This is a genomic window from Telluria sp. ZT3P39, assembly GCF_059685935.1.
The window spans coordinates 289882-313618 of the sequence record NZ_JCASIH010000001.1; the positions used below are offsets into that span (position 1 = coordinate 289882).

The following is a 23737-nucleotide window of genomic DNA, read 5'->3' on the forward strand; positions in this document are numbered from 1 at the left end:
GCCGTAAGCCTGTACGGCTGCGCTTCTCGGCCACGACTGCTTCCGCTCGCTACGGTTCTTTGAGGCGCGCGAACACACATCAAGCATGTCCAGCTTCGGTAGCAAGCATCAATGGATCGATCCCGAGTAATTTAATGGCAGCCGTGTAGCGTTCTTCGATAGGCAGGTCGAACAGCACGCGCGCGTCGGCTGCGACGGTGAGCCAGCCATTGCGCGAGAGTTCTTCTTCCAGCTGCCCCGGGCTCCAGCCGGCATAGCCGATCGAGACCAGCATACGGGCCGGGCCGTTGCCGCTGGCGACGGCTTCGAGCACGTCGATCGAGGTGGTGAAGGCGACGTCGTCGGTGACGGTGAGCGAGGACGAGTAGCGCCCGCTGGGCGTATGCAGCACGAAGCCGCGGTCGTCCTGGACCGGGCCGCCGAACATGATGGGCTCGTCCACGACCGAGGAGCGCAGGCCTTCGCCGAGCTTGAGGTCGACGCGGTCGAACAGCACTTCCATGGTCATGTCGGTCGGTTTGTTGATGACCACGCCGAGCACGCCCTTCTCGTTGTGCTCGCAGACATAGACCACCGTGCCGCCGAAGATCGGGTCCTGGATCGAGGGCATCGCGATCAGGAAATGGTTGGCGAGGTTCAGGCCGGAAACGGCAGGCCCGATGTTCCCCAGCGTATCGTCGTGCCCCGGTGGCATGCCGGGCATTGGTGGAGTCTTGCCAACTTTACTTTTTTTCATACGCTTACTCTCACATGGGCTCACTCTGGTTGGCGACCGCCCAATTAGGCGACCGGGAAGTGTCCACAAAACAACGTTACGCTTTTCGATAGTTTACACTGAATCGGTCCGGCGCCTCCGGAAGCGGCACGACAGGCAGCCCCGCGCTTCCCGGCTTGACGTCCCACAACTGACCCGTCTTGTTTCCTTCATCGCTGCTTAGGAAGAATCCTACCCAGTAAAATCGGCCGCCACTTTGACCCCGCACACGATGATGAATATGAGCAACTCTTTGGTTTGGTTCCGGCGTGACTTGCGCGCATTCGACCATGCAGCCCTGCACGGAGCCTTGAGCTCGTCCAATCGTGTGCACTGCGTCTTCGTGTATGACAGCGGGATTCTCGATGTGCTGCCCCGTGACGACCGCCGCGTGCGATTCATCCACGCCAGCCTGGCCAGTCTTGACGCCGAACTGCGCCGGCTCGGCGGTTATCTGATCGTGCGGCAAGGCCGCCCGCTGGAAGTGATCCCCGCGCTCGCCGCCGAACTGGGCGTGGACGCGGTCCATGTATGCACCGATTATGAACCCGAGGCGGTCGATCGCGACGCACGGATGAAAGCCGCCCTGGAAGCTGAAGGCAGGAAATTTCACAGCGTGAAAGACCAGGTGATCTTCGAAAAGGAAGAAGTACTGACCCTGGCCAAGGGCCCGTTTTCGGTGTTCACGCCCTACAAGAATGCCTGGCTCAAGCGTCTGGCGGCCATGCCGGAAACCCTGGCCAGCTACCCGGTCGATGCCTATGCCCATGCTTTTGCCCCGCCGACCGCGCCGTCCGCCCTGCCCTCGTTGACGGACATCGGTTTCGAACCGGGCGAGCCGCCGCTGCCGGCCGGGATGGAAGGCGCCGAGGAGCTGTTCGAGCGCTTCGTGGCGCACATGGCCGACTACGGCCGGGCGCGCGATTTTCCGTCCGAAGACGGCACCTCGCGCCTGTCCACCCACCTGCGCTTCGGCACCACCTCGATCCGCCACCTCGTGCGCACGGCGCAGCAGATGGCGCTGAGCGGCGCCGGCGGCACCGGCGCGTCGGTGTGGCTGTCGGAACTCATCTGGCGCGATTTCTATTCGATGATTTTGGCGCGCAATCCGCAGGTCGTCACGCGCTCGTTCAAGCCGGCCTTCGACGTGCTGGCCTGGGAGACGGGCGAGGAAGCCGAGGCCATGTTTGCGGCCTGGTGCGAGGGGCGCACCGGCTATCCGCTGGTCGATGCGGCCATGCTGCAACTGAACCAGACCGGCTTCATGCACAACCGTTTGCGCATGGTGACGGCGAGCTTCCTCACCAAGGACCTGGGCATCGACTGGCGCCGCGGCGAGCGCTATTTCGCGCTCAAGCTCAACGACTACGAGCTGGCCTCGAACAACGGCGGCTGGCAGTGGGCGGCGTCGACCGGCTGCGACGCGCAGCCGTGGTTCAGGATTTTCAACCCGGTGTCGCAGTCGACGCGCTTCGATGCGCAGGGGGAGTTCATTCGCGAATGGGTGCCTGCCTTGGAACGGCTCAGCGCGAAGGAGATTCATGCGCCATGGCTGGTGGCGGGCGATGTGTTAGCCGAAAAAGGCGTGGTGCTGGGTCGCGACTACCCGTTGCCGGTGGTCGAGCATGATGTGGCGCGCACGCGGACGCTCGAGCGGTTTGCGGTGGTGAAGAAGGCTGCGGGGTGACCGGAAAAGCTCGATCCCGCCGCCATCAGCCCTTATCCAGCAAACTCTCGATCGCCGCCAACAACACCGCCTCCTGATACGGCTTCCCGAAGAACGCATTCACCCCCAGCCCCAGCGCCACATTGCGGTGCTTGTCCGCCGTGCGCGAGGTGATCATGATGATCGGGATCCCACTGGTGGCTTCATTCTCCCTTACCTGCCGCGTCAGGTCGAAGCCGTCCATGCGCGGCATCTCGATATCGACCAGCATCAGGTCCGGCCGGGCGTGTTCGATCTGCTCGAGCGCGTCGACGCCGTCCTTGGCCAGCGTCACCTGATAGCCTTCGCGCTCCAGCAGGCGCTGGGTCACGCGGCGCACGGTGATCGAATCGTCCACCACCATGATGGTCGCGCGGTGCGCAGGCTGGGCGCCGGCGGCGCCCATGGCAGCTGGGGCAGAAGGCTGCTGCGCCAGCGCCACCGGATCGATGATCAGCACGATCTCGCCCGTGCCCAGTACCGTGGCCCCGGCGATGCCCGGCATGCGCGAGAGCTGCGGGCCGATGTTCTTGACCACCACCTCGCGGTTGCCCAGCACCTCGTCCACGCGCAATGCAATGCGTCCGCCCGCGCCGTGCACCACCAGCACCGGGTTCACACGCTGCAGCGCCGCTGCCTTGCCCGCCTCGCCCAGCAGTGCGTCGAGGGCATGCAGGGCCTGCAGCTGGCCCGCCACCGCAATCGTTCCGGAGGCCTGCGCAGCCAGCAGTTCGGTGTCGCGCACCTGCATCACCTGTTCGACCAGGGTCGAGGGCAGCGCCCAATTGCGGCCGGCGCTGGCGACCAGCACCACCTGCGCCACCGCCAGGCTCAAGGGAAGGTGGATAGCGAAGCGCGTGCCCTTGCCCGGCTCGGTCGTGACCATGACGCGCCCGCCCAGCGCCTGCGCTTCGGAACGCACCACGTCCATGCCCACGCCGCGGCCGGCCAGTTCGCTCAAGGTCTCGGCAGTGGAGAAGCCCGGCTCGAAAATCAGCTCGGCCGCTTCCTGGTCGGACACGGCATCGTTCTCCCCGATCAGGCTCATCGCGCGGGCCTTGGCGCGGATGCGCTCCAGGTCCAGGCCCCCGCCGTCGTCGCTGAATTGAATGGCGACTTCATTGCCATGCTGTTCGACCTGCACCAGGATCTCGCCGGTCTCCGCCTTGCCGGCGTCGATACGCGCGCTGCGCGCTTCGATACCGTGCACGATGGCGTTGCGCAGCAGGTGCTCGAAGGGCGCGGCCATCTGTTCCAGCACGCTGCGGTCGATTTCCACGGCGCCGCCGCGGATGTCGAGGTTGACGCGCTTCTCCAGTTCTTTCGCGGTCTGGCGCGCCACGCGGAACAGGCGCTCCGCCAGGGACGCGAACGGCACCATGCGTACCCGCATCAGGTCGCGCTGCAGGTCGCGTGTCATGCGCGCTTGCGCGGCCAGGTCCTCCGCCGCGCTGTCCACCGTGCGCGACAGGCTGTCGTGGAAGGCTTCGACGTCGTTCACGCTCTCGGCCATCATGCGCGTGAGTTCCTGCAGGCGCGTGAAGCGGTCGAATTCGAGCGGGTCGAATTCGCGCTCGCCGGCGATCGACAGGCGGGACGCAATCTGCGATTCGGCCTGCATCTCGATCTCGCGCATCTGGCGGCGCAGGCGGTCGAGGTTTTCCGAGAAATCGGACAGCGCGCCCTTGAGCGAGCCGACCTGGTTTTCCAGGCGCGAGCGCGAGATCGACACTTCGCCCGCCTGGTTGACCACGCGATCGAGGATGTCGGCCCGCACCCGCACCAGCGGCGCCCGCGCGCCCGGCTGCTCGGCCGGGGCTGCAGGCAGAGCGGCCGGCGCCGGCGCGGCCGGCAGGTGCGGCTGCTGCAACTGCTCGAACAGCAGCAGCGCGGCGTCGTAGCTGGCCAGGAGTTCGTCGAAGGCCGCCGCACTGGTGGTGCCGGCATGGACCATGTTCTCGACCTGGGTTTCCAGTTCGTGGGTATGCTGGCCGAGGCGCATCGCGCCGGCCATGCGGGCGCTGCCCTTGACGGTATGCAGGGCGCGCTGCAGGCCCTGGGCGACGGCGCCATCCTGCGGGTTCTGCTGCCACTGGCGCAGGCCTTTGCCGATTTGCGGGAACAGGTCGGCGCCTTCTTCGAGGAATACCGGCAGCAGGTCCGGATCGAGCTCGTCGCCGAAAACCGGGACGGCGGCCAGCGCGCTGTCTTCCAGCGCCGCCGGCGGCGCGGCTGCCAGCACCGGGGCCACCGCTTCCGGCGCCTCGACCAGCCCGGCCTCGTCCGGCGTCACCGGCACGAAAGCCGGCGCGGTGTCGGATGGCGGCTCGGGCGAGGCCAGCAACTCGTCGTAGGCCGTGGCAAACAAGGCGTCCAGCTGGTCCGCCAATACCGGGTCGGCTTCGCCATACACGCTGGCCGCCTGCTGGCTGGCCAGGCGCTCGAGCAGGGCCCCCAACTGGCCGACCAGGTCAGGCTGGCCCGGCGCCAGTTCGCCCAGACCGAACACCTGCAGCATCGTGCGCACGCGCGACAGGGTGGCATCGAGCAGCTCGCGCCCGCTGTCGTCGAGGAGCGGGCCGGGCGTGGCCAGCTTTTCGAGTACCAGTTCCAGTGCGTGGGCCACGTCCTGCAATGCGGTATAGCCGACCGTGGCCGAGGTGCCGGCCAGCGTGTGCGCGGCCTTCAGTGCTTCCGGCGAGGCGCGCCGCTCCGGCTCGGCCTGCCATGCTTCGAATTCATCGGCCAGCACCCGCACCAGCGCCTCGGTCTCGTCGACGTAGACGGCGTACAGGCCCGGGGCGATCTCCAGATCGCCGATGCGCTTGCTGTCGGCAGCCACGGGCGCCTCGGGCTCGGCCAGATCGACCAGCACCGGTAGGTCCTCGAGCGCCGCCTGTCCGCCCTCCTGCACCCGCGCGGCCGCTTCCACCAGCGCCCCGCTCTCGCGCGCCGACCAGCCGTTGGCCACCAGGTCGGCCACCCAGTCCGACAGTTCCGCATGCGCGTGCCTGAGCAGCGCCATCAGCTCGGGCGTGGCGCTGCGCGCTTCGGACAGCCAGACGTTCATCACCCGCTCGATCGCGGCGGCGCCTTCGGCGAAGCGCTCCAGGTTCACCATGCGGCTGCTGCCCTTGAGCGTATGGAAGGAGCGGCGCAGCAGGGCCAGGGTTTCCTGGCTGGCCGGATTGCTTTCCGCCTGCGGCAGCGCTTCGGCCACGAAACCCAGCACTTCCTGCGCTTCGAGAATGAAGATCTCGAGCAGTTCGGATTCGATCGACGCGTCCTGGGCCTGCGCCTGCGGTTCCGGCGCCGGCGCTTCCGGTGCTGCCGCCTCGACGAACTCGAAAGGCAGCTCGCGCAGCAGGCGTTTGTCCAGATCAAACGTGAAGCGGCCCTTGGCCACCTCGCTGTTCTGGCCCAGCAGGTCGGTGAAGAAGCCGAGCGCGCCGATGTTCTGGGCGATGTTGTGCAATACGCTCGATTGCGCCGTGACGTCGCCGTCGCTGCCGGCCAGTACTGCTACCTGCCCGGCGACGTGGCGCGCGGCCTGGACCGCCTGCTCCTGGTCGAGGATGGCGAGCGCGCCCTGCAGCTGGTGCAGCACCGGCTCGGCTTGCGCCAGCACGTCGCGCCTGGAGGGGTCGTCGTAGTAATCGTCGAGCAGCTTTTCGACCTGGCGCAGGCCGGCCTTGATCTCGCCGGCCAGCACCGCGACGGTCTGGCCCTGCTGGATCTGGCGCGCCAGCTCGCCCTGCCATTGCGGCGCGTCCGGCGGGGTTTCGCCGGCGGCCAGCGCCAGCAGGCGCGCGCCGACCGCTTCCGCGTTCTCGGCGAAATCGTCCGGCAGCTGGCGCAGCTGGTCCAGGCCGTTCTCGACGAACAGCATGGCGGTGGCCATCTCCAGCCCCAGGCCGTCGCTGCGTCCGGCCGCCATGGCGTCGGACGCGGCGCGTCCCAGCTCGCGCATCAGTTGCGCCAGCGCGGGCGCGCCCAGTTTTTCGCTGGCGCCGGCCAGGCGCGAGAGCGCGTCGTTGAAATCTTCCTTGACTTCAGGCTCGCCCGCGCCCTCGGTGGCGATGCGGTCCCAGTCCGACTTGGTGCGGGCCAGCGCTTCGCGCGCTTCCTGCAGCGTGGCCGGGTCGATGCGTCCATAGCGGCGCAGCGCGTAATCGTGCGGCACTAGGCCATCCAGGCCGCAGGCCTGGCGCAGGCGCTGCGCGTCCTCATTGGGCTCCCTGGCCGCGGCCACGAAGAACAGCGCATCGCGCAGCATCGTGTCCGGGGTGCCGCCCTGCCCCTGGGCCAGGCGGCGCAGCTGCATGTTCACCTGACCGAGCAGCTGTTTCACGTACAGGTCGCTTTCGACCTGGCCGTCGGCCACGGCGCCGATGAAGGCATGGACCGCTTCCCAGAACAGGCGCGGGCGTGGCTCGGTTTGGGCCAGCGCGATCGGCGCGACCGCATCGCGCATGCCCGCCGCGTGCTGGGCTTCGCCGCTCTTGAGGAAAGGCAGGAGCGGCTTTTCGAAACGCGTGCGGCAGGCGCCGATGTCGGGCGCCGGACCCGGCTGCGCGCCTGGCAATTCAACGTCCTTGCCCAGGCCGGCGGGCAGCAGGTCGGACGGGTGGACGCGTTCGAGGCCCAGCTTTTCCTGCAGGTCGCGGTAATACGGGAACAGGCGCGCCGGCTGCTGCGGCGCACCCGCCAGCAACTCGTCGAGGTATTCGACCAGCGCCTGGTAGGCGTCCTGCACGATCTTGACCGATTCGGGCGTGCAGGCCAGGCGTGCGTCCTTGAAGGCGTCGATCAGCTGTTCGGCCGCCGCGCCAAGTGCGCCGATGCCCTCGACGTCGACCAGCTGCAGCGCGCCGTGGGCCTGGTGCAGGTGGCTCTTGGCGTGCAGCAGCAGGGTCGGCTGGGCCTCCGCGCTGCGGTTGGCGGCGTCGCGCAAGGCCGTGCCCGAGCGTCCCAGCGCATCGCGGATCTCGCCGATCACCCATGACAGGGGTCCGGTGTCGAAGGCGGGCATGCGGCTGGAAGGTGCGTTGGTCATTGGGCTCGTCGTATTTACTCAGCAGGTTATTTAGGCGGCCACGCGGAAGCGCGACACCGAATCTTTCAGCTCCTGCGCCAGCAGCGCCAGCTCACGGATCGACTGCGCCGTCTGGCGCGTGCCGTCCTGGGTGTGCTCGGTGACCGACAGGATGTGCTGCATATTATGGGCCACACCGTTGGCGGACGTCGCCTGCTGTTCCGCCGCGGTCGAAATCGCCCCGATCAGCTCCGCCAGCCGGTTCGACACGCGCGAAATGTCCAGCAGCGCGGCGCCGGCCGCATCCGACAGGCGCGCGCCTTCGACCACGCCCTGGGTCGATTTTTCCATGGCCGCCACCGCATCGTGGGTATCGGCCTGGATGGTGCGCACCAGCGCGCCGATGCCCTTGGCCGCCTCGCCCGAGCGTTCCGCCAGGCGCTGCACCTCTTCGGCCACCACCGAGAAGCCGCGTCCCGCTTCGCCGGCCGATGCGGCCTGGATCGCGGCGTTCAGCGCCAGCACGTTGGTCTGCTCGGTAATGTCCGAGATCAGGTCGGTGATCTCGCCGATCTCCTGCGAGGATTCGCCCAGGCGCTTGATGCGCTTGGAGGTTTCCTGGATCTGCTCGCGGATCTCGTTCATGCCGAGGATCGCATTCTGCACCGCCAGCGCGCCCTGCTCGGCCGCATCCACCGACTGGCGCGCCACCTCGGCCGATTCGGTCGCGGAGCGCGACACGTCGGCGATCTGGGTGGCCATGCGCAGCACCGTGCTCGACGCTTCCTGGATCTCGCGCGACTGGGCTTCGGCGGCGCCCAGCAGCTCGGTCGAGACGGTTTGCGCGCCGTTCGACGCGCGCGTGACCTGCTCGGTGGTGCGGATCACGCGCAGCACCAGCTCGCGCAATTCTTCCACCGTGTAGTTGACCGAGTCGGCGATCGCGCCGGTGATGTCTTCCGACACCGTGGCGTGCACGGTCAGGTCGCCATCCGCGACTTCCTGCAATTCGTTCATCAGGCGCAGGATCGCCGCCTGGTTCTGGTCGTTGGTTGCCTTGGCTTCTTCTTCCTTGGCCTGGGCCAGCTGGCGCATGGCTTCGGCTTCGCGCCTGCGCGCCTCGGCGCCGCGGGTGCGGTTGCGCGAGTCCTGCAGCATGACGCGGCTGATGCTGCCGCCCATCGCCAGGGTGTAGACCGAAGCCCCCACCAGCAGCCAGAACCAGCTGCTGCGGGTGCCCAGCAGCCGGCGGTATTCCGCCTGCACCCGCTCGAGCGTCGAACGCAGGCCTTCGTTGTCGCGCGCGATGACCTGCTCGGCAGCCCGGGCAGCCTCGAAGTTGTGCAGGTTGGTCGCCAGCGGCGACATGCCCTGCTGCCAGCCGCGGAACGAAGTGCGCGCGGCGCCGAGGCGCTCGCGCAGGTCGACGTCGGCGACCGGCGCCAGGCCCAGGGCGGGATTGAGGCCGACCAGGGCATCGAGCAGGGCGCCCAGTTCGGCGCTGTCGCGCTTGATGGTGTTGGCGGCCTCGCGGTGCGCGGCGCCCGGCGCGGTAAAGGCATGGGCCGATGCCGGCAGGCGTTCCGAAATCGCCACCATGCGCTCGAGCGCGGCGTCCTGGCGCGCGCTTGAGCCACGCAGGCGGTCGGCCAGGCTGCGCAGCTCGGGGGCGAGCAGGTCGAGCCGGGCCACGCTGGCGCCGAAACCGACCAGGTGGCGCTTGTTGCCGGCAATGGTGGTGGCGGCGGCATTCGAGGCCGACCAGGCCGCGCGCGCCTTGGCCAGCATGGGGGCGAGCTCGCTCGATGCCGGCGGGATCGCAGCCGGGCCGGCCTTGCCGCCGCGCGCCAGCAGCGCCAGCAGGCGCCCCAGTTCGGCGCGGCTGTTGTCCAACTGGCCGAAGGCGCTGATGTCGCCGCGCAGCGCGTTCGGCGCGGATTTCGCCACCCGCTGCGAATGCATCAGGGCGTCGGCCGCGATCTGGCCCTGGGTCGAGACCACGCCCGAATGGGCGGCGTTCTGCCACATCGCCAGCACGGTGAGCAGGATGCCGGCGGCAAACGCGGCCAGCACCAGGCGCAGCTGGCTGGCCAGCGACAGGTGGCCGATCAGCGGCAGGCGCAGGTCTTCGCCCTCGTCGGCGGCAGCGACCAGGGGCTTGCGCGGGCGTGTGTTGCCCAGGCGCCGGGCGGCCGCGTCGGCCGAGCCGTACACGGCGCCCTGGCCCTGGGACGGGACGTCCTTCGAGGGCTGCTGCGGCAGCAGGCCGGGTCCGAACTGGGTGTCGGGCGAGACCAGGGCGGTATCGTCGTCCGCGCTGGCTTTCGAAAAGGCGTTCATGCTGAGTTTCGAGGCGAATCCCATACCGGCTCCTGGGTGCAGCTTATTGATGGTCTGGTTGTTGCGCCACGTGCAGGAAGCGTTCTTCCCGCACCAGCGCCGCCAGCGAGAGCGGCGTCCAGAGGATGTTGTCGGCGTCGCGCAGGGCCTCGCCCTCGCGCTGCATGCCGCCTGCCTGGCGCAGGCCGTACACGCGGTCGACCAGCAGGGCGCAGTTGAACCCAAGCGAAGGCGCGAAGGTCACCAGGCGAGCGCCAGGCGCCGCACTGGCCTGTCCCTCGAGGCCGAGGTAGCGCGCCAGGTCGATCACGCCCACCAGGGTGCCGCGCACATTGGCCAGGCCCAGGTACCACGGCGCGGTCAAGGGCACGCGCGCGGGCGTCACGGGCGCGACGATTTCGCCGGCTTCGAGCAGGTCGAGCAGGTAGCGGGTGGCGCCGATCTGCATGCCCAGCTGCTGGATCGGCGCGCCGGTGCCGCTTTTCGCGGCCTGCATGCGCTCGAGGAGCTGTTCCTGGTAGGCGCGCAGGCGGTTGCTGCGCGCGTCGTCGGCGTCGGGCCGGGCCTCGCCCGCGGTCATGCCGCGGCGGCGGCCGGGGCTGCGGCAGCAGCGGCCTGCTCGTCGAGCGCCGCGATACTGGCCAGCAGCAGCGCCGGATTGACCGGCTTGACCAGGTAGTCTTTCGCGCCCTGGCGCATGCCCCAGATGCGGTCGGTTTCCTGGTTCTTGCTGCTGCAGATGATGACGGGAATCGCGGCCAGCTCCGGGTCGCGTCCGATCGAGCGGGTCACCTGGAAGCCGTTCGCGCCGGGCATGACGACGTCCATCAGGATCAGCTGCGGACGCTCGGCGCGGATCTTGTCGATGGCTTCCTCGCCGTTGACGGCGGTGGTGACGGTATAGCCATGCTTGACCAGCACGTCGGTCAGGTAAAAGCGCTCGGTCGGGGAATCGTCGACGATCAGGATCTTGTGTATGGCCACGTGGGGCTCCGGAATTTCGGTAAGGTTCAGGCCCTGGGGGCCGTGTGTTCGCGCACGGCAGCCAGCAGGCTGTCTTTGGAAAATGGTTTGGTGAGGTAGGCGGAAGCGCCGACCATCGCGCCGCGCGCGCGGTCGAACAGGCCGTCCTTGGACGACAGCATCAGCACCGGCGTCGCATGGAAGCGCGCGCTTTTCTTGATCAGGGCGCAGGTCTGGTAGCCATCGAGGCGCGGCATCAGGATGTCGCAAAACACCAGCGCGGGATGGTGGTCGTTGATCTTGGCGAGCGCATCGAAACCATCAATCGCCAGCACGACCTCGTAGCCTGCCTGGGTCAGGAAGATCTCGGCGGAGCGGCGGATCGTGCTGCTGTCGTCGATCACCATGATGGTCAGGCCGGTCGGTTGCGGCGATGTCGTCATTTTCGTTTCACTTCAGCATGAAGCGCCACGATAGCACAGGCCTTATCCCTTGTGCGTGAAGTGTTGCAGCGTGTCAACTAGGCAAAATGACATGCGGCGGTCGTCCTCATGCCGCTGACTCGTAGGGTGGGCGGATCTTCCGCCCGCGCGTTCAAATCACGGTGCTGCCGCCTGTGCGCCAATTCATACTGCAACTATCACCGCGCGGGGTGATCTGGTCCAGTGGACCAGATCACAAGCCGCCCACCCTACGATTCTTCACTGATTTGCCGCCTCAGATAGCGGTCATCTCGAAGTCGTCCTTGCGCGCTCCGCACTCGGGACAGGTCCAGTTCATCGGTACGTCGGCCCAACGGGTTCCCGGCGCGATGCCGTCTTCCGGGGCGCCAGCAGCTTCGTCGTAGACCCAGCCACAGATCAGGCACATCCAGGTCTCAAAAGGCGCTGTCGAATCAGTACTCACGGTTTTGTTCCTCGTATCTAGTAAAATGGGAGATCAAGTATCTTAATCTACCCGTCGTGCAAAGCCAACCGCTACCCCTCATCATGACTTTCGGCGTGTCCGACCCGGTCGGCGCACTTGGTGTCCAGTCCGACCTGGCTGCCTTTGCCGTGCATGGATGCCATGGCTTGTCGGTGGTCGCCGGCATCCTGGTCGCCGACAGCGCCAAGGTCGAGAACCTGCATGAAGTCGACAGCGACTGGATGGCCGACCAGGCCCGGGTCCTGCTCGAAGACATGCCGGTCGCGGCCTTCAAGGTGGGTGCGGTCGCCACCGTGCTGCAGCTGGCGGCGATCGCCGAAATCGTCTCGGACTATCCGGACGCGCCGCTGATCCTCGATCCTTTTCTTACCGCCCTGCCCGACTCCGGCCTGGCCGACGAAGAGATGCTGTCGGCGATCCGCTCGATCCTGGCGCCGCAGACCACGGTGCTGATCCTGTCGCAGTCGGAACTGGGCCGCATGGCCGAGACCTGGCGCGACGGCGGCGAAGGCTCCCTGCTCGAGGACGTGGCCGAACTGACCACGGCCGGCTGCCAGTACGTGCTCGTCACCGGCACCCGCGACGAGTGCGGCGCCTGTTCCAATACCCTGTTCGACGCCGACGGCGAAGTCGCGCGCGTGGAATGGAAGCACCTGCCTGGCCCCTTCATCGGCGCCGGCAATACCTATTCGGCCGCGTTCACGGCCCTGATGGCGCGCGGCATGGATGCGAAACAGGCCATGTTCGCCGCCCAGGAATACACGACCGGCACGCTCGAACACGCCCAGCGCTTCGGCATGGGCAAGTTCATCCCCAACAAATACTACCGGGGCCAGCATGGCCTCGCAGTCACCAATGACCACTGACCAACACACCTCGAAGAACGACCTCCTGTTCGCCCGCGCCCAGCAAACGACCCCGGGCGGCGTCAACTCGCCGGTGCGCGCCTTCCGCTCGGTGGGCGGCACCCCGCGCTTCATCACCCGCGCGGAAGGCCCGTATTTCTGGGACGCGGACGGCAAGCGCTACATCGACTACATCGGCTCCTGGGGCCCGGCCATCGTCGGCCACGCCCACCCGAAAGTCATCAAGGCGGTGCAGGATGCGGCGGCCAATGGCCTGTCCTTCGGCGCGCCGACCGAAGCCGAGATCGAGATCGCCGAAGAAATCTGCAAGCTGGTGCCGTCGATCGAGCAGGTGCGCCTGGTCTCGTCGGGCACCGAAGCGACCATGAGCGCCCTGCGCCTGGCGCGCGGCGCCACCGGGCGCGACAAGATCGTCAAGTTCGAAGGCTGCTACCACGGCCACGCCGATTCGCTGCTGGTGAAAGCCGGCAGCGGCCTGCTCACCTTCGGCAACCCGACCTCCGCCGGCGTGCCGGACGACTTCGTGAAGCACACCCTGGTCCTCGACTACAACAACGTGCCGCAACTCGAAGACGCATTCGAGTCGATGGGCGACACCATCGCCTGCGTGATCGTCGAGCCGGTGGCCGGCAACATGAACCTGATCCGCGCCACGCCGGAATTCCTGACGCGCATGCGCGAACTGTGCACCGAACATGGCGCCGTGCTGATCTTCGACGAAGTCATGTGCGGCTTCCGCGTGGGCCTCGGCGGCGCCCAGGAAATGTACGGCGTCAGCCCGGACCTGACCGCGCTGGGCAAGGTGATCGGCGGCGGCCTGCCGGTGGCGGCCTTCGGCGGGCGCGCGGAACTGATGCAGAAGATGGCGCCGCTCGGCCCCGTCTACCAGGCCGGTACGCTGTCGGGCAACCCGGTCGCGGTCGCCGCCGGCATGACCACGCTGAAGCTGGTGCAGGAGCCGGGCTTCTACGATCGCCTCGGTGCAGCAAGCGAACGCCTTGTCAAGGGCTTGACCGAAGCGGCGAAAGAAGCCGCCATCCCCTTCTGCGGCGACGCGGTGGGCGGCATGTTCGGCTTCTACTTCTCGCACAGCGTGCCGTCGACCTATTCCCAGATGATGGCCGGCGACAAGGAGCGCTTCAACCGCTTCTTCCACGGCATGCTGGACGAAGGCGTGTATTTTGCGCCGGCGATGTTCGAGGCGGGCTTCGTCTCGGCCCAGCACACGGATGCGGTGATCGACGAGACCATCGAGGCGGCGCGCCGGGTGTTCAAGCGTATCGGCTGAACGTGATGTGACGGGACCGCACGAAAAACGGCTGGTGAAATTTAATTTCACCAGCCGTTTCTATTTGAAATATTCTTTCACTCAGCGCAACCAGCCCCGGCGGCGGAAATACCACAGCGGCGCAATGCCGCAAATGACCATCAGCCCGACCGCGAACGGGTAGCCGAAGCTCCACTTTAGTTCCGGGAACAGTTCGAAGTTCATGCCGTAGATGCTCGCGATCAGGGTCGGTGGCAGGAAGGCGACCGACGCCACCGAGAAGATCTTGATGATCTTGTTCTGGTTAATGTTGATGAAACCGACGGTCGCATCCATCAGGAAGTTCACTTTGTCGAACAGGAAGGACGTGTGGCCGTCGAGCGACTCGATGTCGCGCAGGATCTGGCGCGCCTCCTCGAACTGGTCGGCATTGAGCAGCCGGCCGCGCATCAGGAAGCTGACCGCGCGGCGCGTGTCCATCATGTTGCGGCGGATCCGGCCGTTCAAGTCTTCCTCGTGCGCGATCGCATTCAGCGCGGCGGCCGCGTCCTGGTCGGTGAAATCCTTCTGCAGCACGCGGGTCGAGACTTCTTCCAGCGCTTCGTAGATGCCCTCGAGCGCGTCCGCCGAATACTCGGCGTCGGTGGCGTACAGGTCGAGCAGCACGTCCATGTAGTCTTCGATCGAGCCGGGACGCGAGCGCGCGCGCAGGCGCACCAGGCGGAACACCGGCAGGTCGTCGTTATGGACCGAAAACAGGATTTTCCCGGACAGGATGAAGGCGACGGTAACCACGCGCGAGGGGCCGTCTTCTTCTTCGAGCAGGAAGTCGGTGCGCAGGTGCAGGTCGCCGTTCTCGGCTTCGTAGTAGCGGGCCGATGCCTCGATGTCCTGAACTTCGTCCTCGCCCGGCAGCGTCACCCCATAGGTCGCCTTGACCAGGCTGCGCTCTTCGTCAGTCGGGTCGGTCAGGTCGACCCAGACCGGGACCACGTTTTCCAGGTCTTCGCGCGTGTCGACGCCTACCTGATTGAGTCGGCCATTCTGGAGGACAAATACGTTGATCATGCGCTTTTTCTCGGCCGGGATTCGAAATTTCCGCAAGTGTAACCGACAGCCTTGGCCGCGGCCACCCCGTCACGACATTTTCATCCCGGGAGGCGCCTCAAGGCAGGTCGGCGAAGCGCATCCGGCGCTGGATCAGGGCGGTGCGGCGCATCAGATAGTTGGTGGAGCGGTGCTTGTCGTAGTAGCGCGGGTTCGGCAGCATCACCGCCAGTCGCGCGGCCTGCGAGGGCGACAGGTTGGCCGCCGAGGTGCGGAAGTAGTAACGGGCCGCCGCTTCGGCGCCGAACACGCCGCGTCCGTATTCCACCACGTTGAGATAGACCTCGAGGATGCGGCGCTTGCTCATCACGGTCTCCAGCATGAAGGCGATGATCATTTCCTGGCCCTTGCGCAGGTAGCTGCGCGAGCCGGACAGGAACAGGTTCTTGGCCAGCTGCTGGGTGATGGTCGAGCCCCCGCCCACCACCTTGCTGCGGCGGTTGTTGCGTTCATAGGCTTTTTCCAGCGCTTCCCAGTCCACGCCGCCGTGCGCGGCGAAGCCCGAATCTTCCGAGGCCACGACGGCCCGTTTCAGGTTGGTCGAAATGCGCTCGTAGAGCACCCACTGGTGCTTGAGCTGGGCGTTGGGGTTCTTCTCGCGCAGCTCCGACAACTGCTGGCGCATGAAGCTGGTCGAGCCCGGATCGACATAGGCATACCAGCAAATCATCAGGAAGAAGTAGAGCTGGACCAGCAATACCAGCAGGAGGGGCCCGAGGAAGATCCACTTGACCCAGCGGCGCGGGGCGCCGGACTTACGCGTTTTGCTCATTATCGTGATGGTCGCATCTGCTTCAGGATATCTGCCGTGTCGGGCCGCAGCCCGCGCCAGATGGCGAAGGCTTCGGCCGCCTGCTCCACCAGCATGCCCAGGCCGTCGCGGACGGCGGCGCCCTGGCTTGCCGCGAAGGCCATGAACACGGTCGGTTTGTTTCCGTACATCATATCCAAAGCCAGCGTGGATGGGCAAAAAACACTCGCCGGGATGGGCGGCAGATTCGAAGACAGGCTGGCGGAGGTGGCGTTGACGACGAGGTCGAAGCTGCCGTCGATCGCCTCGAAGCCGGTGGCGCTGACCGGGATGCCGTAGCCGCCGAAGTCGCGCGCCAACGCTTCGGCCGTGGCCAGGGTGCGGTTGGCGATCACGATCTCGCGCGGTCCCTCTTGCAGGAAGGGCAGCAGCACGCCGCGCGCCGCGCCGCCCGCGCCGAGCAGCAGCACACGCCTGTCTTTCAAAGGCAGGCCCGCGTTGCGCGTGATGTCGGCCACCAGGCCCGGGCCGTCGGTGTTGTCGCCGACGATCTCGCCGTTCTCGAACAGCAGCGTGTTGACGGCGCCGGCCGCACGCGCGCGCTCGTTCAGGCGCGTGGCAAGCTGCGCTGCCTCGATCTTGAACGGCAGCGTGACGTTGGCGCCCTTGTAACCCTCTTGCATCAGCTGCTGCACGGTCGCCGCGAAGCCGTCGAGCGGCGCGAGGCAGCGTTCGTACCTCAGGTCCTGGCCGGTCTGGCGCGCGAAGGCGCTGTGGATCTCGGGTGATTTACTGTGCGCGATGGGGTGGCCAATGACACAGTATCGGTCGGTCACTGCGCGCCCCCGCGCAATTCGGCCTGCATCTTGTCCTCGCGCGTGAAGCGGAAGCGCGTGATCACTTCCCACAAATCGTCCTTGCCCTGGGTGCGCATATTGGCCGGGAAGCCGCCGAAGGGCGCGGCGCGGCGCACGATCTGCAGCGCCGCCTTGTCCAGCGCCGGGTTGCCCGAGCCCTGCTCGATGCGCGGGCCGCCATCCTTCATATAGATGGAGCCGTCCTGGAAGATCGGGATATACACCACCAGCTCGCCGTACAGCTTGCGCCCGCCCTGCTGCGGGAAGTTGAGCGTGCCGACTTCCTCGATCCGCTTCTGCATTTCCTTGTAATAGATGGCGTAGCCGACCTGGCGCGTGCTCGGCGTGATCTGGGTGCGCTTGGGACGCTTGTTCTGGTCCTCGATGCGCTCGATCACTTCGGCCGCCGCGCGCGAGATGGCGCGGCTGGTATCGAATGCGTCGGCACCCAGGCGGGTGGGATCGGGCTTGTCCTGTTCCGTTTTCGGCGCCGCGGTGAATGCGGTGCGCCGCGCCCGGGTCAGGACGTTCTGCTGCTGCAGCTCGAGGTCGGCGATGCGGCGCTGCAGGGCCTTGATGCTTTCGCCATTTTCGATCTTGCGCAGGTCCGGCAGCGGGGAGCGCGCGCGGCCCGCGTCGGCGGTGCCGCCGCCATCGAGGTTGGCCTGGGCCAGGGCGTCGGCCTTGCTTGGGGCATTGGCATGCTTGGCGTTGACCAGGATGACTTCCAGGCCCGGATCGGCCGGCTGCTGCCGGAACGCATCCGGCGCGGCAAACCGCACCGCCAGCAGCGCCGCGTGCAGGAGCACGGACACGCCAAGGGCAATCGTCAAGGGTCGGTTGTTCTGCAAATACTTCACGCGCTGCACTCGCCCGGGAGGGCTGTTGGATCAGGGACTGATCATTCTAACCCGCAACGGGTGGCGTGGGGGGAATGGGTGGGGGTGGTTGTAGCGCCAGTGGCTGCTGGGCGGACTTGGAGGGAACAATGCCAGTGGCATTGTTCCCGCCTTCGCCGGGATGACGACTCATAGCGCAGTGGCTAGCTCAAAAACCGTCATCCCGGCGCAGGCCGGGACCCAAGTTAAGGTTTACTCACTCGTTCCCGCGTCCGCGGGAACCTGACCACCATCTTCCGTAGTCACAACCGCAACAATCCCTTCCGCTTCCACGACTTCCTCCACCGCAGCCTCCCCCGTATCGCCCTCTTCCTCTTCTTCCAGGCCGATCGACTCGTCCGGCGCGGCAACCGCCACTTCCAGCAGGCGCGCCTCGAGCACCAGGTCGACTTCATCCCAGCGCACGATGTCGAGCTTCACCTGGGCGCCGCGCGCCACCGCGTTCATGCCGGGCAGGCGCACCACCAGCGGCACGTCCACCAGGCGCACGATCTCGTCCTTGAGCACCACGGCATCGACCTGCCTGGCGCCGGTCTGGCCCAGCCAGCGCAGGCACCAGTAGCGTTCCATGTTCTGCTGGAAGTCGTTGTAGGCCGCGTAGGCCGCGTCAAAAGCGGAGACGATCGAGAACAGGGTCGCGTCGCGCGGCTTGAACGGCGCCACCAGCGGCGCGGTCACGCCGTGCTCCGCGCAGGCGATGATCTGCCACTGGTTCACCAGGTCGGTGTAGCGGCGCAGCGGCGAGGTGCTCCATGCGTACTGGTCCACGCCCAGGCCCTGGTGCGGCGCGGCGTGCGTGACCATGCGCACCTGGATCTTGGCGCCCCAGCCGCCGGCGCCCGGTCCCTGCGAGCGGTAGATGCCGGGCACGCCCGAGTCGTGCAGCAGCTTGCCCCAGGTGCTGTTCGCGAAGATCATCAGCTCGGCCACGATCTTGTCGAGCGGCGCACCGCGCTTGCGGCGCACGATCGAGACGACGTCGTCTTCGACATAGAAGTTGAAGTCGACGCGGTTGGCCTGTTCCGGCTTGAGGCCGAAGGCTTCGCGCTTCTTCATGCGGCCCGCTTCCAGCTGCAGCGCCCACTTCCACAACAGGCCGAGTTCATCCTTGTGCGGGTAGTCGCCCTCGCCACTGGCCAGGGTCTCTTCGTTGACCAAGGCGTCCAGGTCGTTGTGGCGCAGGTTGCTCTTGATCGGGACGCGTTCGGCGCGGGTCGTGGTCGAGACCACGCTCCAGTCTTCGGTATTGATGACCGCGTACAGCGACAGCGCCGGGCAGTCCTTGCCTTCGGCCAGGGTGAAGGCGTCCACCACTTCGTCCGGCAGCATGGTGATTTTGTCGCCCGGCATATACACGGTCGACATGCGCGCGCGCGCGATCTTGTCGATCGCATCGTCCGGGCGGATCGCCAGGCCCGGCGCGGCGATGTGGATACCTACGCGGACTAGGCCATCGCCCTGCATCACCACCGAGAAGGCGTCGTCGATCTCGGTGGTGGTGACGTCGTCGATCGAGAAGGCGGCGACGTCGGCCAGCGGCAAATCGAGCGGCGCCGCCGGCACGTCCACCGGCGCGAAACCGGCGCCGCGCGGGAAATGCTCGAACAGGAAGCGCGCCATGTGCAGTTCCTTGGGCGAGCCCAGGCCTTTCGTGGCCAGCATCAGGCGCGGGGCCGTGGTGTGCAGCTCGTTGGCCGCGGCCTCGAGCGCCTTGTATTCGATGGTGTTCTTGTCCGGCTTGAACAGCAGCTGCTGCACGATCGGCTGCATCGAGGCCGGCAGCGTGCCGGCCTTGAGCTCTTCGACATAGCCGGCCTGCACGATGGCCTGCTGCTTCTTCTTTTCGATGCCGGCCAGCGCGGCTTTCAGCGTCTGTTCCGGCGCGGCCTTGTAGCGCCCGCGGCCCTTTTTATGGAAGTAGACCGGGGCGGCGTGCAGCGCCAGTACCAGGCCGGCCGCTTCGGCCGGCAGCGGCGCATGGCCGAAGTACTCGAGGCCCAGCTCGGGAATACCGAATTCTTCCAGTCCCGCGACCTCCCACAGGAAGTCGAGGTCGACTTCGGCGGCGATGCCCTTGGCACTGGCGAGCAGCGTTTCCGGATCGGGTTTCTCGAACTGGATCAGCACGTCCTTGGCCTTGACCTTGGTGCGCTTGCCGCTGGCCAGCTCCACCTGGTAGGCCTCGCCTGCCTGCGACAGTACGGTGCCGACCTTGAAGTCGCCCGATTCTTCAAAAAATAGATTCATTTTATTTCGTGTTCTGTTGTGTTGCGGCCGCCAGGCTGAGCACCGCAGGCAAGAATACCTCGGTGACCAGCAGCAGGCCTTGACGGCGGCGATAGACGCAGCGCCGCGCATAATAAAGTGGCTCGTCGGCCCCGCCGAGGGCTTCGCGCACACGCCCCATGAGCGGATGGCCGGCGCGGATGCGCGCATATTCCAGCTGGCCACGGCGCACCAGCGGATCATAAAAGAGCGTGGTGCCGAGCGAGCGTTCGCCCAGCGCCGAAAACAGCGGCCAGTCGGCCGCCGTGCAATTGGTCGGCACTACCGTGTGGCCGAACACCACCGGCTTGCCGTCGCATTCCAGGAGCACTTCACGCTCCCATACCCGCCCCGGTCGCGCCAGGCCGATCGCTTGCGCCTCGTCGGCCAGGCAGGTGGCGGCGCGCTGGTGCAGCCGGCGCACGCGGAACGTGTCGCTGCTGGCCACCAGGCGCGCGGTCAGCGAGCCTTCGGTGGTGAGCCAGTCGCGCAGCGCGTCCGGGGCGCGCACGGCGCCGGCATGGGGCCGCCAGGCCGCCTGGCGCAGCGACGCTCCCTTCACTGCGCCATGTCCAATGGCGCCGAGCAGAAGGCGAGCACTTCCTCCACATACTGCGGGAATTCGGAAATCGCGTGGTCGCTTCCGCGGATCAGGTGCTGGCGCGCGCCAGGATAGTGGGCCACCATGTCGCGGTAGTCGAGCACTTCGTCGCCGGTCGCGGCCAGCAGAAAATAGCGCTCCGGCCGGGTGATCCGCCCGACCCGCAGGTCGGCCAGCTCGCCGATGTATTCGGGACGGAATTCGAAGGGCTCGCTCGAATGCCAGGCGGTGGTGACGCCGACGTGGTGCTCCAGGTTGCGGGTCGGGTCCACGGAAGGATTGAGCAGCACGGCGCGCACGCCCAGGCGCTCGGCCAGCCAGGTGGCGTAGAAGCCGCCCAGCGAGGAACCGATGATGGACAGGTTGTCGGGCGCGTGGCGCCCGGCCAGCAGCAGGGCCAATTCCATCGCCGCTTTCGGCGAGGCCGGCAGCTGCGGGCAGATCAGCTCATGCGCGCGGCCGGCATCTTCCAGGGCCTTTTGCACCACCCGCGCCTTGAACGACTTCGGCGACGAGCGGAACCCGTGCAGGTACAAGATCATGGAGCCAGCGCGTCCAGCAGTTTCTGGTGCACGCCGCCGAAGCCGCCGTTGCTCATCACCAGGATGTGGTCGCCCGGCTGGGCCGCCTGCACGATGGCCTGCACCATGTAGTCGATCTGGTCGAAGCTGTGGGCAATCGTGCCCAGCGGTTTCAGGGCATCGGCCAGCGACCAGCCCAGCGCCTGCTGGCTGCCGAAGCCGAACACCAGGTCGGCGTCCTTCAGGCTGCCCGGCAGCGCATCCTTCATGGCGCCCAGCTTCATGGTGTTCGAGCGCGGCTCGAGCACGGCCAGGATGCGGCCGCTGGACCCGAGCTTCTGGCGCAGGCCGCCGACCGTGGTGGCGATCGCGGTCGGGTGGTGGGCGAAATCGTCGTACACGGTGATGTTGTTCACCGTGCCGCGCACTTCCATGCGGCGCTTGACGTTCTGGAAGCGCGACAGCGCGTCGATTGCCTGCGAGGTCGGCACGCCGACGTGGCGCGCGGCGGCGATCGCGGCCAGCGCGTTCGAGCGGTTGTGGTGGCCGGTCAGGTTCCAGTGCACGGTGCCCTGCATGTCGTCATTGAACAGCACGTCGAAGCTGCCGCCGCCCGGATGCTCGACCAGGCCCCAGTTCGTGCCTTCGCTCGAGCCGAACAGTTCCTTCTCGCTCCAGCAGCCGCGCTTGACCACGCGGGCGAGCGAGGCTTCGTCGCCATTGACGACCAGGCGGCCCACGCCCGGCACGGTGCGCACCAGGTGGTGGAACTGGGTCTCGATGGCGCCGATGTCCGGGAAGATGTCGGCGTGGTCGTATTCCAGGTTGTTCAGGACCGCCGTCTTGGCGTGGTAATGCACGAACTTGCTGCGTTTGTCGAAAAAGGCGGTGTCGTATTCGTCGGCCTCGATCACGAAGAAGTCCGATGGCTTGTCGCCATGCAGGCGCGCCGAGATGCCGAAGTTCATCGGTACGCCGCCGATCAGGAAGCCCGGCGCATAGCCCGCGTCTTCCAGGATCCAGGCCAGCATCGAGGTGGTGGTGGTCTTGCCGTGCGTACCGGCCACGGCCAGCACCCATTTGTCGCGCAAGATATGTTCGCCAATCCACTGCGGGCCGGATACATACTTCAGGCCGCGGTTCAGGATTTCCTCGATCAGCGGATTACCCCGCGTCATGACATTGCCGATCACATACAGGTCCGGGTTCAGCGATACCTGCTCCGGGCCATAGCCCTGGATCAGCTCGATCCCCTGGGCTTCCAGCTGGGTGCTCATCGGGGGATAGACGTTGGCATCGCAGCCGGTGACGCGGTGGCCGGCTTCCTTGGCCAGGACCGCCAGGCCTCCCATGAAGGTGCCGCAAATGCCGAGTATATGAATGTGCATGATCGTGGGAGAAATAGCAGGGTGAAAAATCGAATACGCGATTCTACCCGACCCGCTGCCATTTTCCGTTCAAGAGTATGATTCGGTCATCATGCCGACACCGAACCCAGACGTACTCCAGTTGCGCGCCGAAATCGCTGCCAACGCGGCGCGCATGATCGCCCAGGATGGCGCCGACTACGCCACCGCCCGCCGCAAGGCCGCCCGCCAGGTGCTCGGGGTGGACCAGCCGGCGCCCAACCTCATGCCCGACAACAGCCAGATCGAGGACGAGGTCCGCAAATACCTGTCCCTGTTCGGCGTGGCCGGCCAGCCCGAGCGCCTGGCTGCCCTGCGCGCTACCGCGCTGCAGGTGATGGACGCGCTGGCCGATTTCCATCCTTATCTCACCGGCGCGGTCCTGAACGGCACGGCCGGCGAACACGACGACATCCACCTGCAACTGTTTGCCGACAGCGCCAAGGAAGTGCAGATCTACCTGCTCAACCGCAACGTCAATATAGACATCTCGGAAACGCCCCATTTCCGCGGCGGCCGCCACGAGCCGGTTGAAACTGTCAGCTTCATGTGGCATAAAGAAACTATTCACGCCGAGTTATACGATTACCAAGACTTGCGCGGCGCACTCAAGCCACGCGCCGACGGCCGCCCGCAGCGCATCGACGCGAACGGGCTGCGCGCGCTGATGGCGAACGATGAAGCAATGGAAAAGGACGAATGAACAAGAAACACGTGGCCGCGTATGCGGCCGTTGCCGCCATGTTCGGCATCATGGGCGCGCTCGTCGCGATCAACAAGAAAGCCCCTCCCCCGATCACCACGGCCATTGCCCCCACCGGCGGCAAGCCGCACACGGCCGTCGACAATCTGTTCGCGCAATCGCTCAACGACCTGGCCGGCGCGCCCCAGCCGCTGGCCAAGTGGCGCGGCAAGCCGCTGGTGGTCAATTTCTGGGCGACCTGGTGCGGGCCCTGCGTGCAGGAAATGCCGGAGCTGTCCGAACTGGCCGCCCATGACGGCGGCAAGCATTTCAACGTCATCGGCATCGGCATCGATTCGCCCTCGAACATGAGCGAATTCGCAGCCAAGCTCAAGATCGCCTACCCGCTGTATGTCGGCGGCATGGGCGGGACCGAATTGTCGCGTGCGTTCGGCAACAACAATGGCGGCTTGCCATATACCGTGCTGATCGGGGCGGATGGGCAGGTGAAGAAGACGTATCTGGGGAAATTGAAGTTCGACGAATTACGGGCGGATCTGGCCAAGCTGAATGGTTGACCGTAGGGTGGGCGGGTTTCCCGCCCGCGCGTTCAAATCGGTATGAGCAGACGCGACGATTGTTCATCCGCTGGTTGAACGCGCGGGCAGCATAGCCGCCCACCCTACAAAACCGGCCTCAGCGAACGATCGTTCTATTCGGAATTCCGGCGAATATGCTCTTATCCCCCGACAATTTTACTGCTTGCCAATAGCCGAGCTTGGCGGCACAAT

Annotated in this window: 20 protein-coding genes; 5 read left to right on the plus strand and 15 right to left on the minus strand. The window is 66.5% G+C overall.

Annotated elements, in window-relative coordinates; genetic code table 11:
- Nucleotides 1-79: 79 nt before the first annotated feature.
- Complete coding sequence (locus AC56LR_RS01205; protein WP_497126534.1) at nucleotides 80-736, minus strand: YqgE/AlgH family protein; 657 nt, start codon at nucleotides 734-736, stop codon at nucleotides 80-82.
- A 253-nt stretch (nucleotides 737-989) separates the two neighbouring features.
- Between AC56LR_RS01205 and AC56LR_RS01210 the strand changes: the two genes are divergently transcribed.
- Nucleotides 990-2441 (plus strand): cryptochrome/photolyase family protein, encoded by a 1452-nt coding sequence (locus tag AC56LR_RS01210; protein WP_497126891.1) that lies wholly within the window; start codon nucleotides 990-992, stop codon nucleotides 2439-2441.
- A 25-nt stretch (nucleotides 2442-2466) separates the two neighbouring features.
- Here AC56LR_RS01210 and AC56LR_RS01215 read toward each other — a convergent pair whose 3' ends face one another.
- From AC56LR_RS01215 to AC56LR_RS01240, 6 genes are all read right to left on the minus strand, one after another.
- Nucleotides 2467-7515, minus strand: a complete 5049-nt coding sequence (locus tag AC56LR_RS01215) for a hybrid sensor histidine kinase/response regulator (RefSeq protein WP_497126536.1) — start codon at nucleotides 7513-7515, stop codon at nucleotides 2467-2469.
- Between the two features lie 30 nt (nucleotides 7516-7545).
- A complete protein-coding gene (locus AC56LR_RS01220) occupies nucleotides 7546-9834 on the minus strand; it encodes a methyl-accepting chemotaxis protein (protein ID WP_497126538.1) in 2289 nt (762 codons plus the stop codon).
- 43 nt (nucleotides 9835-9877) lie between these two features.
- A complete protein-coding gene (locus tag AC56LR_RS01225) occupies nucleotides 9878-10414 on the minus strand; it encodes a chemotaxis protein CheW (RefSeq protein ID WP_497126540.1) in 537 nt (178 codons plus the stop codon).
- Nucleotides 10411-10818, minus strand: a complete 408-nt coding sequence (locus AC56LR_RS01230) for a response regulator (RefSeq protein WP_497126542.1) — start codon at nucleotides 10816-10818, stop codon at nucleotides 10411-10413. Before AC56LR_RS01230 ends, AC56LR_RS01225 begins: the two co-directional genes overlap by 4 nt.
- 26 nt (nucleotides 10819-10844) lie before the next feature.
- The gene (locus tag AC56LR_RS01235; RefSeq protein WP_497126544.1) at nucleotides 10845-11240 is read right to left on the minus strand and encodes a response regulator; all 396 of its coding nucleotides are present in this window, start codon (nucleotides 11238-11240) and stop codon (nucleotides 10845-10847) included.
- A 274-nt stretch (nucleotides 11241-11514) separates the two neighbouring features.
- Nucleotides 11515-11667 carry a rubredoxin gene (locus AC56LR_RS01240; RefSeq protein ID WP_036170087.1) on the minus strand — a complete coding sequence of 51 codons (153 nt, stop codon included), beginning with the start codon at nucleotides 11665-11667 and terminating at the stop codon, nucleotides 11515-11517.
- A gap of 92 nt (nucleotides 11668-11759) precedes the next feature.
- On the opposite strand from AC56LR_RS01240, the gene thiD reads away from it, so the two are divergent.
- Both thiD and hemL read left to right on the plus strand, forming a co-directional pair.
- Nucleotides 11760-12590, plus strand: a complete 831-nt coding sequence (thiD, locus tag AC56LR_RS01245) for a bifunctional hydroxymethylpyrimidine kinase/phosphomethylpyrimidine kinase (RefSeq protein ID WP_497126546.1) — start codon at nucleotides 11760-11762, stop codon at nucleotides 12588-12590.
- Nucleotides 12580-13878: a glutamate-1-semialdehyde 2,1-aminomutase gene (gene hemL, locus AC56LR_RS01250; protein ID WP_497126548.1), complete on the plus strand. Its 1299-nt coding sequence runs from the start codon at nucleotides 12580-12582 to the stop codon at nucleotides 13876-13878. Before thiD ends, hemL begins: the two co-directional genes overlap by 11 nt.
- 81 nt (nucleotides 13879-13959) lie before the next feature.
- On the opposite strand, the gene corA is transcribed toward hemL, so the two are convergent.
- From corA to mpl, 8 genes are all read right to left on the minus strand, one after another.
- On the minus strand, nucleotides 13960-14925 hold the full coding sequence (gene corA / locus AC56LR_RS01255; RefSeq protein ID WP_497126550.1) for a magnesium/cobalt transporter CorA: 966 nt from the start codon (nucleotides 14923-14925) through the stop codon (nucleotides 13960-13962).
- A 97-nt stretch (nucleotides 14926-15022) separates the two neighbouring features.
- Nucleotides 15023-15736, minus strand: coding sequence for a monofunctional biosynthetic peptidoglycan transglycosylase (mtgA, locus tag AC56LR_RS01260; protein ID WP_497126552.1), 714 nt, complete (start codon nucleotides 15734-15736; stop codon nucleotides 15023-15025).
- Entirely contained in the window at nucleotides 15736-16551 is an 816-nt protein-coding gene (gene aroE / locus AC56LR_RS01265; RefSeq protein WP_497126554.1) for a shikimate dehydrogenase, read from the minus strand. Before aroE ends, mtgA begins: the two co-directional genes overlap by 1 nt.
- A complete protein-coding gene (locus tag AC56LR_RS01270) occupies nucleotides 16548-17432 on the minus strand; it encodes a TonB C-terminal domain-containing protein (protein ID WP_497126556.1) in 885 nt (294 codons plus the stop codon). The genes aroE and AC56LR_RS01270 overlap by 4 nt, the downstream gene beginning before the upstream one ends.
- A gap of 231 nt (nucleotides 17433-17663) precedes the next feature.
- Nucleotides 17664-19718 carry a ribonuclease catalytic domain-containing protein gene (locus AC56LR_RS01275; RefSeq protein WP_497126558.1) on the minus strand — a complete coding sequence of 685 codons (2055 nt, stop codon included), beginning with the start codon at nucleotides 19716-19718 and terminating at the stop codon, nucleotides 17664-17666.
- A 1-nt stretch (nucleotide 19719) separates the two neighbouring features.
- On the minus strand, nucleotides 19720-20298 hold the full coding sequence (locus AC56LR_RS01280) for a chorismate--pyruvate lyase family protein (protein ID WP_497126560.1): 579 nt from the start codon (nucleotides 20296-20298) through the stop codon (nucleotides 19720-19722).
- Nucleotides 20295-20879, minus strand: coding sequence for a YqiA/YcfP family alpha/beta fold hydrolase (locus AC56LR_RS01285; protein WP_497126562.1), 585 nt, complete (start codon nucleotides 20877-20879; stop codon nucleotides 20295-20297). Before AC56LR_RS01285 ends, AC56LR_RS01280 begins: the two co-directional genes overlap by 4 nt.
- Entirely contained in the window at nucleotides 20876-22246 is a 1371-nt protein-coding gene (gene mpl, locus AC56LR_RS01290) for a UDP-N-acetylmuramate:L-alanyl-gamma-D-glutamyl-meso-diaminopimelate ligase (protein WP_497126564.1), read from the minus strand. Before mpl ends, AC56LR_RS01285 begins: the two co-directional genes overlap by 4 nt.
- A gap of 91 nt (nucleotides 22247-22337) precedes the next feature.
- Here mpl and AC56LR_RS01295 point away from each other — a divergent pair, with 91 nt between their 5' ends.
- Together AC56LR_RS01295 and AC56LR_RS01300 are read left to right on the plus strand one after the other, a co-directional pair.
- Nucleotides 22338-22967 carry a hypothetical protein gene (locus tag AC56LR_RS01295; RefSeq protein WP_497126566.1) on the plus strand — a complete coding sequence of 210 codons (630 nt, stop codon included), beginning with the start codon at nucleotides 22338-22340 and terminating at the stop codon, nucleotides 22965-22967.
- Nucleotides 22964-23524: a TlpA family protein disulfide reductase gene (locus AC56LR_RS01300; RefSeq protein WP_497126568.1), complete on the plus strand. Its 561-nt coding sequence runs from the start codon at nucleotides 22964-22966 to the stop codon at nucleotides 23522-23524. The genes AC56LR_RS01295 and AC56LR_RS01300 overlap by 4 nt, the downstream gene beginning before the upstream one ends.
- Nucleotides 23525-23737: the final 213 nt, after the last annotated feature.

Bases quoted from the DNA above. Each gene is read 5' to 3' on its own strand.
- AC56LR_RS01215 (WP_497126536.1), bottom strand. From the start codon at position 7,515: ATGACCAACGCACCTTCCAGCCGCATGCCCGCCTTCGACACCGGACCC.
- AC56LR_RS01225 (WP_497126540.1), bottom strand. From the start codon at position 10,414: ATGACCGCGGGCGAGGCCCGGCCCGACGCCGACGACGCGCGCAGCAAC.
- AC56LR_RS01205 (WP_497126534.1), bottom strand. From the start codon at position 736: ATGAAAAAAAGTAAAGTTGGCAAGACTCCACCAATGCCCGGCATGCCA.
- AC56LR_RS01295 (WP_497126566.1), top strand. From the start codon at position 22,338: ATGCCGACACCGAACCCAGACGTACTCCAGTTGCGCGCCGAAATCGCT.
- hemL (WP_497126548.1), top strand. From the start codon at position 12,580: ATGACCACTGACCAACACACCTCGAAGAACGACCTCCTGTTCGCCCGC.
- AC56LR_RS01235 (WP_497126544.1), bottom strand. From the start codon at position 11,240: ATGACGACATCGCCGCAACCGACCGGCCTGACCATCATGGTGATCGAC.
- mpl (WP_497126564.1), bottom strand. From the start codon at position 22,246: ATGCACATTCATATACTCGGCATTTGCGGCACCTTCATGGGAGGCCTG.
- AC56LR_RS01220 (WP_497126538.1), bottom strand. From the start codon at position 9,834: ATGAACGCCTTTTCGAAAGCCAGCGCGGACGACGATACCGCCCTGGTC.
- AC56LR_RS01210 (WP_497126891.1), top strand. From the start codon at position 990: ATGAATATGAGCAACTCTTTGGTTTGGTTCCGGCGTGACTTGCGCGCA.
- mtgA (WP_497126552.1), bottom strand. From the start codon at position 15,736: ATGAGCAAAACGCGTAAGTCCGGCGCCCCGCGCCGCTGGGTCAAGTGG.
- AC56LR_RS01275 (WP_497126558.1), bottom strand. From the start codon at position 19,718: ATGAATCTATTTTTTGAAGAATCGGGCGACTTCAAGGTCGGCACCGTA.
- corA (WP_497126550.1), bottom strand. From the start codon at position 14,925: ATGATCAACGTATTTGTCCTCCAGAATGGCCGACTCAATCAGGTAGGC.
- AC56LR_RS01300 (WP_497126568.1), top strand. From the start codon at position 22,964: ATGAACAAGAAACACGTGGCCGCGTATGCGGCCGTTGCCGCCATGTTC.
- AC56LR_RS01285 (WP_497126562.1), bottom strand. From the start codon at position 20,879: ATGATCTTGTACCTGCACGGGTTCCGCTCGTCGCCGAAGTCGTTCAAG.
- AC56LR_RS01240 (WP_036170087.1), bottom strand. From the start codon at position 11,667: ATGTGCCTGATCTGTGGCTGGGTCTACGACGAAGCTGCTGGCGCCCCG.